This is a genomic window from Thalassotalea coralli, assembly GCF_055786205.1.
Genome location: NZ_JBVVBK010000001.1, coordinates 264,461 through 278,881, shown reverse-complemented (window position 1 = coordinate 278,881; position 14,421 = coordinate 264,461). Strand labels below are relative to the sequence as shown.

16 protein-coding genes are annotated in these 14,421 nt (G+C 39.2%); 3 read left to right on the top strand and 13 right to left on the bottom strand.

Annotated elements, in window-relative coordinates:
• The first annotated feature begins 3 nt into the window (after positions 1–3).
• From ACOB80_RS01180 to ACOB80_RS01170, 3 genes are read left to right on the top strand one after another with little or no spacing between them, the layout of a single operon-like run.
• Entirely contained in the window at positions 4–1,065 is a 1,062-nt protein-coding gene (locus ACOB80_RS01180) for a phosphotransferase (RefSeq protein ID WP_473163966.1), read from the top strand.
• A 31-nt stretch (positions 1,066–1,096) separates the two neighbouring features.
• Entirely contained in the window at positions 1,097–2,203 is a 1,107-nt protein-coding gene (locus ACOB80_RS01175) for a hypothetical protein (protein ID WP_473163965.1), read from the top strand.
• Positions 2,204–2,229: 26 nt separating this feature from the next.
• Positions 2,230–2,952, top strand: a complete 723-nt coding sequence (locus tag ACOB80_RS01170) for a class I SAM-dependent methyltransferase (protein WP_473163964.1) — start codon at positions 2,230–2,232, stop codon at positions 2,950–2,952.
• Between the two features lie 21 nt (positions 2,953–2,973).
• Here the strand turns inward: ACOB80_RS01170 and ACOB80_RS01165 are convergent, their stop codons facing one another.
• From ACOB80_RS01165 to ACOB80_RS01105, 13 genes are all read right to left on the bottom strand, one after another.
• Positions 2,974–4,002, bottom strand: a complete 1,029-nt coding sequence (locus ACOB80_RS01165) for a sulfotransferase family protein (RefSeq protein WP_473163963.1) — start codon at positions 4,000–4,002, stop codon at positions 2,974–2,976.
• Positions 4,003–4,012: 10 nt separating this feature from the next.
• Positions 4,013–4,729, bottom strand: coding sequence for an acylneuraminate cytidylyltransferase family protein (locus ACOB80_RS01160; RefSeq protein ID WP_473163962.1), 717 nt, complete (start codon positions 4,727–4,729; stop codon positions 4,013–4,015).
• Entirely contained in the window at positions 4,719–5,780 is a 1,062-nt protein-coding gene (locus ACOB80_RS01155) for a nucleotidyltransferase family protein (RefSeq protein ID WP_473163961.1), read from the bottom strand. Before ACOB80_RS01155 ends, ACOB80_RS01160 begins: the two co-directional genes overlap by 11 nt.
• Before the next feature lie 63 nt (positions 5,781–5,843).
• Entirely contained in the window at positions 5,844–6,920 is a 1,077-nt protein-coding gene (gene neuB, locus ACOB80_RS01150; protein ID WP_473163960.1) for an N-acetylneuraminate synthase, read from the bottom strand.
• Positions 6,917–7,588, bottom strand: a complete 672-nt coding sequence (locus ACOB80_RS01145) for a PIG-L deacetylase family protein (RefSeq protein ID WP_473163959.1) — start codon at positions 7,586–7,588, stop codon at positions 6,917–6,919. The genes neuB and ACOB80_RS01145 overlap by 4 nt, the downstream gene beginning before the upstream one ends.
• Complete coding sequence (locus tag ACOB80_RS01140; RefSeq protein ID WP_473163958.1) at positions 7,585–8,514, bottom strand: formyltransferase family protein; 930 nt, start codon at positions 8,512–8,514, stop codon at positions 7,585–7,587. The genes ACOB80_RS01145 and ACOB80_RS01140 overlap by 4 nt, the downstream gene beginning before the upstream one ends.
• The gene (neuC, locus tag ACOB80_RS01135; RefSeq protein WP_473163957.1) at positions 8,492–9,658 is read right to left on the bottom strand and encodes a UDP-N-acetylglucosamine 2-epimerase; all 1,167 of its coding nucleotides are present in this window, start codon (positions 9,656–9,658) and stop codon (positions 8,492–8,494) included. Before neuC ends, ACOB80_RS01140 begins: the two co-directional genes overlap by 23 nt.
• 10 nt (positions 9,659–9,668) lie before the next feature.
• Complete coding sequence (locus tag ACOB80_RS01130) at positions 9,669–10,655, bottom strand: NAD-dependent 4,6-dehydratase LegB (protein ID WP_473163956.1); 987 nt, start codon at positions 10,653–10,655, stop codon at positions 9,669–9,671.
• Between the two features lie 79 nt (positions 10,656–10,734).
• Complete coding sequence (locus ACOB80_RS01125; protein ID WP_473163955.1) at positions 10,735–11,064, bottom strand: hypothetical protein; 330 nt, start codon at positions 11,062–11,064, stop codon at positions 10,735–10,737.
• A gap of 26 nt (positions 11,065–11,090) precedes the next feature.
• On the bottom strand, positions 11,091–11,534 hold the full coding sequence (fliS, locus tag ACOB80_RS01120; protein WP_473163954.1) for a flagellar export chaperone FliS: 444 nt from the start codon (positions 11,532–11,534) through the stop codon (positions 11,091–11,093).
• A gap of 18 nt (positions 11,535–11,552) precedes the next feature.
• Positions 11,553–12,941, bottom strand: a complete 1,389-nt coding sequence (fliD, locus tag ACOB80_RS01115; RefSeq protein ID WP_473163953.1) for a flagellar filament capping protein FliD — start codon at positions 12,939–12,941, stop codon at positions 11,553–11,555.
• A gap of 43 nt (positions 12,942–12,984) precedes the next feature.
• Positions 12,985–13,422: a flagellar protein FlaG gene (locus tag ACOB80_RS01110; RefSeq protein WP_473163952.1), complete on the bottom strand. Its 438-nt coding sequence runs from the start codon at positions 13,420–13,422 to the stop codon at positions 12,985–12,987.
• A gap of 88 nt (positions 13,423–13,510) precedes the next feature.
• On the bottom strand, positions 13,511–14,329 hold the full coding sequence (locus ACOB80_RS01105) for a flagellin N-terminal helical domain-containing protein (RefSeq protein WP_473163951.1): 819 nt from the start codon (positions 14,327–14,329) through the stop codon (positions 13,511–13,513).
• Positions 14,330–14,421 lie beyond the last annotated feature (92 nt).

The following is a 14,421-nucleotide window of genomic DNA, read 5'->3' as shown; positions in this document are numbered from 1 at the left end:
TAAGTGTCTAGTGAAACTCTTATTCAGCCTGCTTTCAGCCAGTTCGCCCCTAAAGTAAACTGGCAAGCATGTCCTACTGATATCGCCCAATGGCTATCTGAGCACACAAGACTCTCTGGTCGTTGGCAAAGAATGGTTACCGACCACTCTCTTCCAATAGGCTATTATCGTTGTGACCTCGAGGAACAGGCATTTTTCGTTAAAGTGTTAAATGAAGCACATGCTCACCTAACTCAAGCAACTTACTCGTTAGTTAGTTTTCTCAATGACAATATCGGGCGGACTCAGTTAGAACAAGAAACTATTCAACTTTCTTTTGCTGTACACGTTAACAGTATGCCGATTTGGGTAGATTTAATCGAATCTCCTTTTGATTGCAATAACAAAGAGTTCCCGAAAGTAGGCATTTTTATTCTTCCTCTCGTAACTTCAGAGCAACAGCGCTTTTCCACAGATACTATGTTTGCTCTAGGTAAATGTGTCGCTCGACTTCATCAAGGTTTATTGAAAGTCCCTTTTGCTGACGTCATTCAAAGTAACTTTAAAAGCAAACAACAAGTCTACTTAAATCTATGGCAGCGCATCAAAGCTGATAACTTCACATTAGAGATACCAAGCAAAGCCAAAGAAATTTTGATCTCGAGTTCGCCTGCAATTTTCGATATTGCTTGTGATAAACAGCAAGTTATTCACGGTGACTTAAACCTAGGTAATCTGCTCTTTACCAAAGCCGATGAAAAGACCTATATTTATGCTTTAGATTTTGAGGATACTATACATAGTTATGGCTCTCCCTTACTTGATATAGGGCTACTGCTCGAACGAATACTGCTTTCAAAGAGTGCTAACAATGAACAACTTTTTGATACTTTTTGCCGAGCTTATCAGAGTGAGTTTCCAGGCATTATCCCAGACGATATCGGATGGTTTAAGCAAATAAGGCAATTGCTTGCTATTCGTGCCTTGCTAATTCTGGCTAATATTAGTGAGCAACAGGGTAAGCTGGTATTGGCAAGTGAGTGGCAAAAATTTGTCAAATTATACGAATTATCAACGATAGAATAAGAGACGAACAAGACTTATAGAGGTAGAAGGAATGGAAACTCCCGAGAATAAATGCCATTTGCTGATAACAGCGAGAGATCCGGCAACTGCATTATCATTTTTACCTTTAATTGCGACATTAGAAAACCATCCTAAAATCGATGTTACCCTTATCGCTCAGTCTCCAGGCGCAGAAATTTTATTTGAACATTTTTCAGGTGCCTATCATGTTTTTAACGACCAACAAAGCGAACAACTACTTGCAACTTTACACAGTGAGAAACCATTCGACGCTGTATTAGTTGGCATATCAGGTCCTGATATAGGTATAGACGAAGTTGCCTTGTCTTTTTCTGCCGTTAAAAGGATTAAATGTTTTGCTTTACAGGGATTTTGGGGAGACTTTAACCCCACTGCAAAAGCGTTACCAACACATGTGTTCACTTTAGACAGCCTAGCAACAAGTTTAAATCAACAGCGTTTCCCACATCTTGTTAATATTGAAATAGGCTCACTTAAGCATGCGGAATTTGAACAGATTGATGGGGCTAAGTTAAAGTACCAATATCGTCATCAAATTGGCATCGAGGACGATGAAACAATTGTTGGCTTTTATGGCCAGCCATTGCAGGACCTCCAAGGTTATCGGGATACTATCGAAAATTTTGTCAAAGCGCTTAACAACTGGCATCACCCTTTTAAGCTTCAGTATCGACCTCATCCAAAAGAGCCAGAAGAATTGCAGCAATTTACGCAACAACTTTTAGAGCAATATTTAAAAGGCCAATATTTTCTCGACCCTCATGCTGATATAAAAGCGAGCATCAGCGTATGCGACTTGGTCACGAGTGCTTTTTCTACCTGTTGTATCGACAATGTGTATTTAAACAAATTTTCCTCAGAGCCACTAAGTAGTAGTGTATTCCTCTGGTATGAAGAAGACTTAATATCTTGGTGGCAAGAATATTCTCAGATGACCACCATGCCAATGTCAGGAGAGAAAGGCTTAATCTTTTCTGTAGATCGGAAGCAAGATATTATTCCGATGTTAACTAAAGCACTAAACGCCAAAGAAATAATGAAAAACAAAGCTAAAGAGTCATTACCAGACGCAAGTCTCTCAGTGATGAAAATAATCGATAGCATTCTAGCTAAATAAACTCATAAAATTGATAAGAGAGTACAATGACAGATAGTCAGAGCATTTATAAAAGAACCGAAGTTTACGAAAAAAAAGCTGCCGAGCCTAAGTTCCTTTTTGTAAAGTTGGCAAGTCAACTAAAACACATGTTTGCTGAACAAAAGTTAAGTGAATTAAGCGGCTTAGATATTGGTGGTGCATCTGGAGACCTTGCTGGCTACCTGCAACATACTTTGGCCCCTAAAAAGCAAGTACTGCTCGAATATGACAAAGAGCTAGTTGCTTTAGCTCAGCAAAACTACCCGGAATTATCTGCAGTTCAAGGCGATGCCGAGCAACTCCCTTCTCAATGGAAAGACAGTTTTGACTACACCACTATGGTAGGTGTGTTATCAATATTTGATGATTTTACTATTGCGGTTAACCAAGCCATTGAAGTGACAAAAGAACAGGGAACGCTAATCATTGTCGGTCAATTTAACCCTTTCCCAGTCGATGCATTAATTCAATGGCGATATAGTGATAAAACTCAAGAGCCATGGAATAAAGGATATAACTTGTTTTCTGAACAATCTGTAGCAAACTTTCTGGACGAACATGAAAAAGTGGCTAGTTTTGCGTTTGAGAAGTTTATGGTGCCATTTGATATTTCGCCACAAGCTGACCCTATCCGAACATGGACTGAGCTTGATGGTCAAGGAGAGAAAATATTTAGAAATGGGATCATGCCGATTCCATTATCCTTTTTAACAATATCTCTTAAATAACCGCAAATAAAAGGCAACAGTTTATTCTGTTGCCAAAGTAAATTCTGGATAAAAGTTTTCAAATATAAATGAAAAGGCTTCCATCACATGCTTCTGTTGCTCTAGAGATAAAATACTGTAGGCACTTTTCTCCCTTTCTGGATCAATTTTAGTTCCCACATAGTCTTGCTTAATTGTTGGCGACAACTCGTGATCTACACCTTTAAATTCTTTACCAAGAATAAGCGAAAGCCTTTCAATTACTGGCTCAGGTGTTGCAACAAGATCTTCGTATCGCATAATTTCAAAACGATAAGGACGCTTTTGATAAAACTTGATAAAAGGGTTGATATAGTTTGCGTAAGTATTAATCGCCTGGGTTAAATCATTTTTACCGCCTATACCAAACCCAGAATTATCTCTTTTGTAATAAGAAGCAATATTAGCGATAGGGTTACGTATCACAAACAAAAATGGACTAGTGGGGTAGGCTTTATCAATTAATTCAGCAAATCGAATATGACCAGGCGTTTTCTCACCGTAAAGTGCCAGCTCTTCATCGAGTGGTTGCTCAAAAGGTGCATCTGCGATTTGTCTAATCACTTCATTAAACAAGTCGCGCCAAGTACCATTTTCTTTCGAAATCATAAAAAGAGGAACGGGATCAACAGATTGACCATGAGTATATGGAATCAACTCTTCAGAGCGAAGAAACTGGATACGTTCCGGATCTTCGTTCATTTGCAATAACTTTTGCAAACGCTGAGTGCTAACAGCAAAGTAGCGGTTGTACATAGTTGATATAAACCACTTCACGTCATCATAAGTAGGTACAGTAGTTAACACATCAGGATTAACTCCGTTGCCTAGCACGTAATCATCTACGCTTTTATGGTAGGTAACCGATAAATCCACAAGCTTCTCGTTCAACCAGCCAGAAAACATGTTAAGAAAAACAGAGTCTGTCGCAATTCTAATTTCAGGATTCTGTGTAAGAATGGTTGTTAACAGCGTGGTACCACTTTTCTGCGGTCCAAAAATAAAAAAAGGTTGGTTTTTCAATGTATTCACCTATTCCTTGTTACTCGGTATCTACCAAATTTTCAGTCATCATAATTTCTGCTAACTTAAAATCTATCAAGTTATCAATATCTACCGAGCGATCTGTATTCATTACATAAGCGTAAATATTAGAAGTTAAGAAGAAATTACTCTCTTGCCAAAACCTTTTCGTGTCTACGATATAAATGGCCCCATTAAGCCGATAATGGGGCTGAAGATCTTGGCTGCGGGTATTTTCCTTTAAAAAAGTCGATAAAAAGTTATCCATACCTAAGTTGTCATCGAGTGTATTAGCCCATTGTGGAGGGTGTTCACACGGGCACACGCTAATCACGGCATCTGCATTTTTCTCAAACAATAAGGATAACGACGCATCTATATCTTTTACATCTCTGAGCGGGGATGTAGGCTGTAAAACAATCACATAGTCATAATGCTTACCTTGCTCATTTACAAATGCCAAGCAATGTTTAACAACGTCTACCGTTGTTGCCGTATCGTCAGCGTATTTCGCAGGTCGAATAAAAGGCACCCATGCCCCCAGTGACTTCGACAGCTCGGCAATCTCTACACTGTCTGTGGTTACAAGTAAGTCATCAATAAACCTGCTTTGTTGAGAGGCTTCTATGGTCCACTGGATCAACGGCTTGCCATGCAATGGCTTACTATTTTTATTTGGTAACCTTTTACTCCCAGCTCTTGCAGGAATTATCGCTAATACTTTCTTATTGTCCAAAGTTACCGCCTTGCATGACATCTTTTTGTGCTTGATAAAAGTCCACCATTTTTCCGATATCTAACCAGTACTCGTGGACAGGAAACATCGCGACAAAATTGTTTTGATTTATCGCTTGTTCAATTAAGTCGGTCATATCAACTCGTTGCTGGCTCTGAACACGGCCAATAAGCTCTCTACTGACCACATAGACACCAGCATTTATGAAATATTTCTGGGTTGGCTTTTCAACTAAATCAGTGATTTTATTCCCATCAGCTTTAATTACACCATATGGAATTTGATACTCATCTTCTCTGACGCACATGGTACAAATAGGGTTTTCTTCATTGTGGTATGCAAGAAGTTGTGCAAAATCAATTTTTGTTAATACATCGCCATTCATCATAATTATCGGTAAGTCCGGTAAGTCATCAGGTAATAACCCTAAACTCCCCCCAGTTCCAAGTGGCGTTTCTTCATGGACGTAATAAATATCGACACCCCACTTACTACCATCGCCAAAATGATTTCGAATGGCTTCAGGTAAGTAGTGCGTAGAAATGTAAAATTGATGAAAACCACTGGCGATAAAACTTTCCAGGATGGTTTCCAAAATAGGCTTTTCGCCAAGCTTTAATAAAGGCTTGGGACAATTGTCAGTCAACGGGCGTAAACGCGTACCAAAACCACCAGCCATCAAAAATACGGGATTATCAAATGAAGGCTTTTGAGTAATTTTCTGCAGAGTTTCCAATCCAACCAGCACGCCATCATCGACAATAGGAACAGACAAAAGCCCTTTAGAGTGCATTAAATCTAATAATTTCCGCTTATTAGTGGAAGGTTTAGCAGTAAGGGGGGCGTCATTCATAACCTCTGATATAGGAGTATCCATCGTCTTATGAGCAATCAAAGCTCTGCGAATATCTCCATCAGACACTACACCTAAAAGTTTTTCTTGTTGATCAACTACAAGTGCCATTTTTAAGGCACCTTTATCAATAACGCTAATTGTTTCCTCTAAACTAGTTTGAGGGGGGATTAATATATCTCGCCAGTTATGCTTCATAAACTTACCCGCTAACTTTTTGACAGATAAAGAATAGCAGCAAGTAACATTCCAAACTGCACGTTATTCTTCAATGCAATCACCTTTTTTGTAGCTCCGTGGACTTTTTTGACCAAGTGTTTGCCAGTACCGCATAGGCGATCTGCCTAAAGCAGGCCGTTTAATCGCGATATTATCAAGACTAAAGTCCTCTCCTTCACTAATATCTTTAGCGGCTACTATACTTTTTCTAACCACTTGTTTGTTGTTCTTTTCGCTCTGACATGCCTGTTTAGTTGGATTACCGAGAGCCAGTTCAGTTTCTCGAATTTGCTCTATCATGGCTTTTAATTCAGCAGGCTCCAACGATGCTTTGTGATCTGGGCCTGGCATCTCTTTTGATAAAGTAAAGTGTTTTTCAACAACACTTGCACCATTTGCCACCGCCAAACTCGGTACTAATATGCCTGCAGTATGGTCTGAATAGCCCACAGGTAATGAGAAATGATCAGCCATTGTTTTCATCGCTAACAAATTAACATCAGATAGAGGCGTAGGGTATTCAGTTGTACAATGAAGTAAAGTAACGTTTCGTTGTAGAGCTATCTGCCCTTCTTCAGTACCGTATACCTGATAACAATCTTCTAGACTAGTTGGCATATTTGCACTAAGTAATCCAAAAGCAATAACAGCTAAAGCATCTTCAATCTCATTAATATTAGCCATACCAGTCGACAAAATTAACGGTTTTTTAGTTTGAGCATGCGCGAGTAAATACGGCGCATTGGTAATTTCACCAGATGGTATTTTTAAGGTGGAAAGTTTAAGTTCGTCAACTAAGAAAGCCAGGCTTTTCAAATCGAATGCGGTCGATAAGTAAGTAATGCTGTTTTCTTGACAATAACGCTGTAAAAGCTTGTGTTCTTCAAAACTCAGTTCTAATTTTTTCAACATCTCATACTGAGTCGATGTTGCGCCTATATTCTTGGCTTGATACTGAGCCTGCTCGGCATCTTTTGTCACCAGCTCTTCAGTGACAAAAGTTTGAAACTTAACAATATCTGCGCCTGCTAATTTTGCCTGGTCAACAAGTTCATAGGCCAATTTTAAAGAGCCATTATGATTAACACCGGCTTCGGCTATCACCAAGGTTTTGCTCATCGCTGTACGTCCTTAAGCAACATAAAAGCTTCCGCAGATTCAGCCCCTATTTGGCTTCCCCTTAACTGAGATTGTGCTTTTAGTGCTTGAATACTGCGCGGAAATGGGAAGTCACCTAATTCTGAGGAAAAGATCTCCATAATTCGCAGCTTTTCTTCAATAAAGTCTGAGATATCTATCCATAAATTTGGCGAAAAAGTATGGATAGGATTTAAGTTGAAATCTGTTTCAGACAAAGTTTCGTAAACTCGGATACTCTCAATAAAAGGCGCTCTAAATTGCTTTGTAGCCGATATTGTCGCATCAAAACACGATTTATGATCACTGTGAACATCATAACGGTATGGGATGTAGACGATTGCGGGTTTTACTTCTTGTATTACCTTACTTAATGCAGCGACCAAGTCACCAGTTGGAACCTTGTCTAATCCAGCTGGCATATACTTTAAAGTATGTGTCGATGCCATACCATACGCGTTTTCCACCTGCACAATTTCTTGTTTACGCTTTTCCACTTGTGATTCACTATAGCCACATTCTTCAGTCATACTGGTAACAATCAACCAATGAATATCATCCCCAAGATGTTTGTGACGTAATAAGCTCCCTCCGCACCCAAGTGTTTCGTCATCGGGGTGTGGCGCAACTACCAACACTTGTTTCTTCATAGTGTATCTCCTATTTGAAATTCAGGAAGCGTATTCTCAATGTCTAAGGTAATCGACACAGCAGACTCACCTGCACACTTTACTGTCACTAATAATTGAAGGCCTTGTACTTCAACTGCCAAAACGGTGCCGGGGATTGTCGCTTTGTTATAAGTACCTTCGGCAACCTGGCTTTGCCAAACCTTTACCACTATATTTTTATGTATAAACTCTGCGCCAACATAAGGTTTTGCCAGTCCCCGCACTAAGTTAACAATATCTTGGCTCAACATTCGCCAATCAATTAGGCCGTCTTTAGCTGTTCTTTTCCGCCAGTAAGTCGCTTTACTGTGATCTTGTGGTAAAAACTGAGCAGTATTGTGCGCCAATGCTTGTGTAAAAATTTTCACTTGCTCTTGTGCAACATCAAGAACTTTATCATAAAGGCTTTGCGCATCGTCATTTTGAGAAATGTTGATAGACACTTGACTTAAAAGCGGCCCTGAATCCGCTCCTTCATCCATTTGAAAAAAGCTCGAAGCGGTTTCATTCATACCAAGTACTAAAGGCCAAATTATTGGATGACGGCCTCTATTTTCTGGCAATTTACTAGGATGGAAACCGATAACACCGTACTTGGTTACGTTTAATATTTTCTCTGGTAAAAGTTGGCTCCAACCAAAGCAATAGCAAACATCAGCTTTACTGTCCTTTATAAAATCTAAAAGCTCTGACTGATTACCCGTATAATCTAAATAAGAAACATGATGGCGCTGTGCCATCGGTATTAAATTAACATGATCTGTATTAAAGGCTGATGATGATTTAGATACTATACCCACAACATTCGCGAAAGCTTGGCATTCTGAGAGTATAGTATTTAGTAATGTGGCGCTAGATTCTACACAGCCAATGAAGATGATTTTAAGTGGATGATTCAAGGTCATAAAACCGCTTCTGCAAAATATTATCCAACGGCGCAGTTTTTAATATTTCTGCTATTTTACGACTGGATTGACCATCACCGTATGGGTTAATTATTGTTTTAGTCAATTTAATATGCTCGTCCGATAACGCTAGAGTAATCGCATTTGCAATACTTTCTTGAGATTCTTCACAATCAATCACACTGTCCGCAGATATTCTACCTCTTTGTCTATTGCCAATATTTACCGTAGGAACTTTCATCGAAGGCGCTTCAATAATGCCGCTAGAAGAGTTCCCTATGACAGCTTTGCAGTGTTTCATTGCAGATAAATATCGAAGTTGGCCTAACGACTGCGTTAACAAAAACTTGGTAGGAAATCGCGTTTGATAGTCTTTTAATAACTCTATTAAACTGGTGCCAAATGTGTCTGCATTAGGGTAAGTAATCAGTACTTGGTGCTCTAATTTTTCCAGCGCAACTAGCATGTTTTTCAGTGCGATTAGCGCACCACCTTTAGCCAAAGTAACAGGATGATAGGTCGCTAAAATAAAATCGTCTGATAAAGGAAGGTCAACACTCGCTTGTAACTCACTTAGCGTTAGAAGCTCCATTTCTCTTATATTATCTAAGCCAGGAGCACCAACATTAAATACCGTGCAAGGTTGCTCTCCTAGTTGAATCACACGATGGCGATATTGCTCACAAGCAGTGAAATGAAAATGTGACATTTTGGAAATAGAATGACGAACAGCATCATCAATTAGCCCTTCAGTAAGTTCTCCTCCATGAATATGTGCTATCGGGATCTGCGCTATCATTGCTGCTTGGGCAATTGCTAATGATTCAAAACGATCACCTAGTAATACGATTATATCGGGTTGATGAATTGCAATCGCTTCTGCCGCAGCCATCTGTGCCAATGCCATCGACTTACTAACACCCAGTGGCGAGCCAGAAGACAACAAAAACTCTAACCTGGCCGTTATATCAAAACCGTCCTCTTCTATTTGCGAAATGGTATAACCGTACTCAGGCGATAAGTGCATTCCACCGACATATAACTGTAAATTTACTTCTTGAGAAGCACTTAACATGTTTATTAATGGAAATAACAAGCCATATTCAGCTCTAGTTCCTGTAAATACCGCTATTTTCCGGGCCATGCTGATTCTCTTAAACGTTATAGATGTGGTGTTTGTACTTAGCTAGGTTACTTTGCTTAGTAAACCAGTTAACTGTTTCAGCTAATCCGTCGCGTAACGAAAATTGAGGCTCAAACCCAGTTAAATCTCTCACTTTCCCGTTATCACACCACAACCTAAAAACTTCCGACTTCTCTGGGCGAATCCGCTGCTCTTCTGTTTCAAATTTAACATCACTTTGCATGATATCTTTGATCAGATTTAAGGTATCACCTACGCTAATTTCGAAGTTGGACCCTAAATTTATTGTTTGACCTACAGTATTATCACTCGCTGCTAAAGCTAAAAATCCTCGACAAGTATCTGTCACAAAATTAAAGTCTCTTGTTGGCGACACATCGCCCAATCGGATAACTTTCTCGCCATTGGCTATTTGAGTAATAATAGTTGGTATAACCGCTCTTGCAGATTGTCTTGGACCGTAAGTATTAAAAGGCCTGGCAATAGTTAAAGGCAATTCAAACGCATTAAAGTAGCTCATCGCCATTGCGTCTGCGCCAATTTTTGAAGCGCTGTAAGGCGACTGAGCCTGTAAAGGGTGTTTTTCATCGATTGGAACGTATTGAGCAGTTCCATATACTTCACTAGTAGATGTATGAATAAACCTTTTTACACCATTGTCTAACGCGGCTTGGCACATATTTAGCGTACCCGAAACGTTAGTTTCTACATAACTTTGTGGTGCGATATAGGAATAAGGAATAGCGATTAATGCGGCCAGATGATAAACAATATCAATATCTTTAGTTATTTCTCTACAGAAAAAAGGATCTCGAACGTCACCACTGACAACTTCTATTTTATCCAAACAATTGACGTCTTCTAACCAACCCCAATTGTTAAAAGAGTTGTATTGTACCAAGGCTCTAACACGAAAACCCTGTTTGACGAGTAACTCAACTAAATGCGAACCGATAAAGCCATCAGCTCCGGTAACTAAAGCGTAACAGTTATTCATAGACTACTTACTTGATTGATAAACCATTTTCTATATAACGCAGTTATAGTATGGATGCGAAAACAAGTAAACAGTTTGTCTAGCTCTTTGAGATATTATTATACAAATTTACAGCTGTTCGCCCTTTATCTATATTGACCCTAGAAGCGACGACATCCTTACGGGCTTGGCTGATAATAGGCAACTGAATAGCATTGTCTTGTTCAATACGCGTTAGCAACGCATTAAATGCATTAGCTTCTTCATCGGTATAGTCAAGCTGCCTTACTTTTTCATCCAAAGCCTTTAGCATGGTTAATCGTTTAGGAACCATAGTAGAGAGTGCTTCATAGTCGCCCTCTTTTACAAAGGATGCAATTTGGCTATTGAGCTTTTCAATAGCCGCGATATCGGAGGACAAACGATGCATGTGAATTTAAACGCGACTAAAAAACGCTATATTCCAACAGCAGTATCTTGTTCATGGTTTTTTTGACGCAGCAGCTCCAAGCCTTCTTCTTTATCTGCTTGCGGGATAGACTTCCATGCGTCACGTAAAGGCGCAATAAACCCGTGGACATCATCAATGCCTTTTACATTAAGCGATAGGTTTACGTCATTTAAAATTGTAATGCAGTGACCGTATAAAACGTCGAAATTGTTTGAAATTTCAGGTTGTGAATCTTTATCAAGTGCATTTTGTAACGCCGTCAAAATGTTGACTGCTTTGGTCATTAATTTTGATTTTGCATCGAGATCATTACGCTCTATTGCACCTTTTGCTTGAGCGATACTTTCTAATAAGCCATCGTACATCATTACGATGACTTGATGAGGATCAGCAGACAATATCGAGCTTTCTATATTAACTTTTTTGTAAGCTTTTAAATTCTGTCTCATGAGTTGTACTCCTATCTGTTAGTTATTACTACTCGTAGGAAGCTTCAGGGCTGATGTTAACCATTCACTCGTAGCATTATAGAAAGAAACAGTCGAATCCAAGAATGAAAACTTAGACCGTAAAGTATCTTCGTAATCTCTTAACCTTGTCTCTAATGCTTCGTATTCGTCTGCAATGCCTTTAATTTCAGCACTTAGCAGACTCTTTCGCTCAGTTAACGTTCCATCGCTTCCATTATAACTCTCAATCAAAGTATTCAATTGAGCAGTTATACCGTCATCCGATGCAAAAAGCTCGCCAACATCATTCAAATTATTTGCAAGTTGGTCAGCTAGCTTTTCAGAACCACTAGGTAAGCTACCTATACCAATAGAAGAAATCTCTAGTTTTCCGTTTCGATCTAAAGTAACACCAATGTCATCTAGAGAGTCAATGTCACCTGTTCCCGTTGTAATCGCAGAGGTAACGACATCAGTTAATTGCGATTTCAGTGTTCGCACGTTCGCATCAAATGCAAGCGGACCACTCTCAGGATTGCTTAACGTATCCAGTGTATTAACTAATGAATTATAAGCACTGACAAAATTGCGCACTAACTTATCACCATTTTCTTCGTCTTGAGAAATCGTCAGTGTTGTAGGATTACCGATGTTTTCTGCTTTAGCTGTTATCGTAACGTCTTCAATTTTATTTTTGAACTCATTGGTGTCATTTGACACTAAGTTGCCATCGATAAGAATCTCAGCATCATCCGCATTTTGCTTAATGTTGGTATTAGCAAATGTTGATATATCATCGAGTAACGCATTATCGTTTGTCACAGTCAGTTCGTTAGCAGCACCTGTGACTGAGGACGTATACGACAAAAAGGTACCAGCATCAGTGGTGATAACGTTTGCAACTACACCAAAATTTTCTGACTGTTCATTAATTTTGTCACGTATTTGAGAAAGTGTGTCTGTTTCAGCAATAGCAACGTCAAAAGTTTGCTCATCAGCACCTGAATTAACAGAAAAAGTTAAGTTGCCACCACTACCAGCACCTAGAGTATCTGATGAAGAACTAAAAAGATTAGATTCGGAGCGTGTCCCAGTGGCGAGTTGCTGAACTTCTATCGTAAAACTACCGTTACTTGCATAACCATTAGTAGTAACAGATATATCATCTTCACTAGATAAACTGATTTCTTGTTTATTAAAGTCTTCTAAATCTTCAAGTTTATTTAGAGCGGTTTCAAAGTTAGACAATGCTGACTTGAAAGAACCAACACCAGATAACTCTGTTGTTAAACGATCTTCCTTTTTTTGTAAGCGAATTTCTTGAGGAATCGCTTCTGCGTTTATATAGGCTTCAATAATACCTTCAAGATCTAATCCAGATCCAATACCTGCAGATGTTACATTCATGCGAACCTCTTTTTAAAAATCAAACGTGCAAAATTCGTTCTTCCTAAACTTTCTCATCAAGAAGTATACCAGTTTTTCTACCAACATCTTCACGAAGAGAAACAATTCGCTTAGCAATCTCCAACACTTCCTCAGACGGAAATTGTTTAATTAACTCTTTTGTATCGTTGTCATAAACTTTAATGACGGTTTTTTCACTTTCATCATGTAGTTGAAAGTTAACACTGCGTGAAGTGATATTCAAAAAGTCTGAAACAACCTCAATAGCTTCGTCTAGCTCAGCTTCTTCTGTTTGTTCAGATTTTTCTTCAATTGCTTTTTCTTCAAGCTTTTTCGCTTGTTCTTCGGCAGTTACATCAGCTACTTTTTTAGTAGTGGAGTTTTCAATTTGATTTGGGTCAGTCGATTGACCGGCTAAGGGGGAATTGAACTCAGAGAAAGCACCACTTGCAAATTTATCTGCAATACTGTTAGTCGCCATTTTGCCTCCTAATTCCAATATCTTTAAATCAAAATGACACTCTAAGGCGAGTGTCATTTAATCTTATCACAAGTTTAGCCTAATTTTACTATAGTAGTGATAAAGCTATCTGTGGTTGCTGGTTAGCTTGAGCTAGCATCGAACTTGATGCCTGCTGAAGTACACTACTACGTGCTAACATTGCTGTTTCAGCAGCGAAGTCAGTATCTTCGATACGTGAACGTGATGCCGATAAGTTTTCAGCTGTATTATCGTTTGAACGAATTACTGAGCTGAAGCGGTTTTGCTTAGCACCAAGGTCAGCACGAACATCGTTAACTGCAGATAATGCACTATCGATTAGCGTAATTGCTGATTGAGCACCAGAGAATGTACTGATAGCAACACTTACACCTGAAGCAATTGAGTTAGCTGCAAAGTTTTGAGAAATAACAATTGAAATTGTTTGACCTGCATCCGCACCAATTTGGAAACCTTCTTGGTAAGAACCATTAAGAAGCTCTACACCACCGAATTCAGTTTGAGTAGAAATACGGTTAAGCTCTTTCGCTAATTCATTGTACTCTGAGTTCAATGCAGAACGGTCAATCGTTGTGTTTGAACCATTAGAAGATTGTACAGCTAGCGTACGCATACGTTGTAGCGTATTAGTATACTCATCTAACGCACCTTCAGCTGTTTGTGCTAATGAAATAGCGTCGTTAGCGTTACGAGATGCTTGGTTAAGACCGTTGATTTGCGCTGTTAAACGCGAAGAAATTTGTAGACCTGCCGCATCATCTTTCGCACTATTGATTCGCTTACCAGATGACAAACGTTGATAGTTTGTTTGTAAGTCTTCAGTAGAACGCGCTAATTGGCGTTGTGAATTTAATGATGCTACGTTACTGTTTACTACTAATGCCATGATTTAAGCCTCCGGGGCACACCCCTTATCTGTTACTTAATTTTCGAGGCATTTAAGAAAGTGTATTAGCGCCTCTTGGTTAACTTATCGGC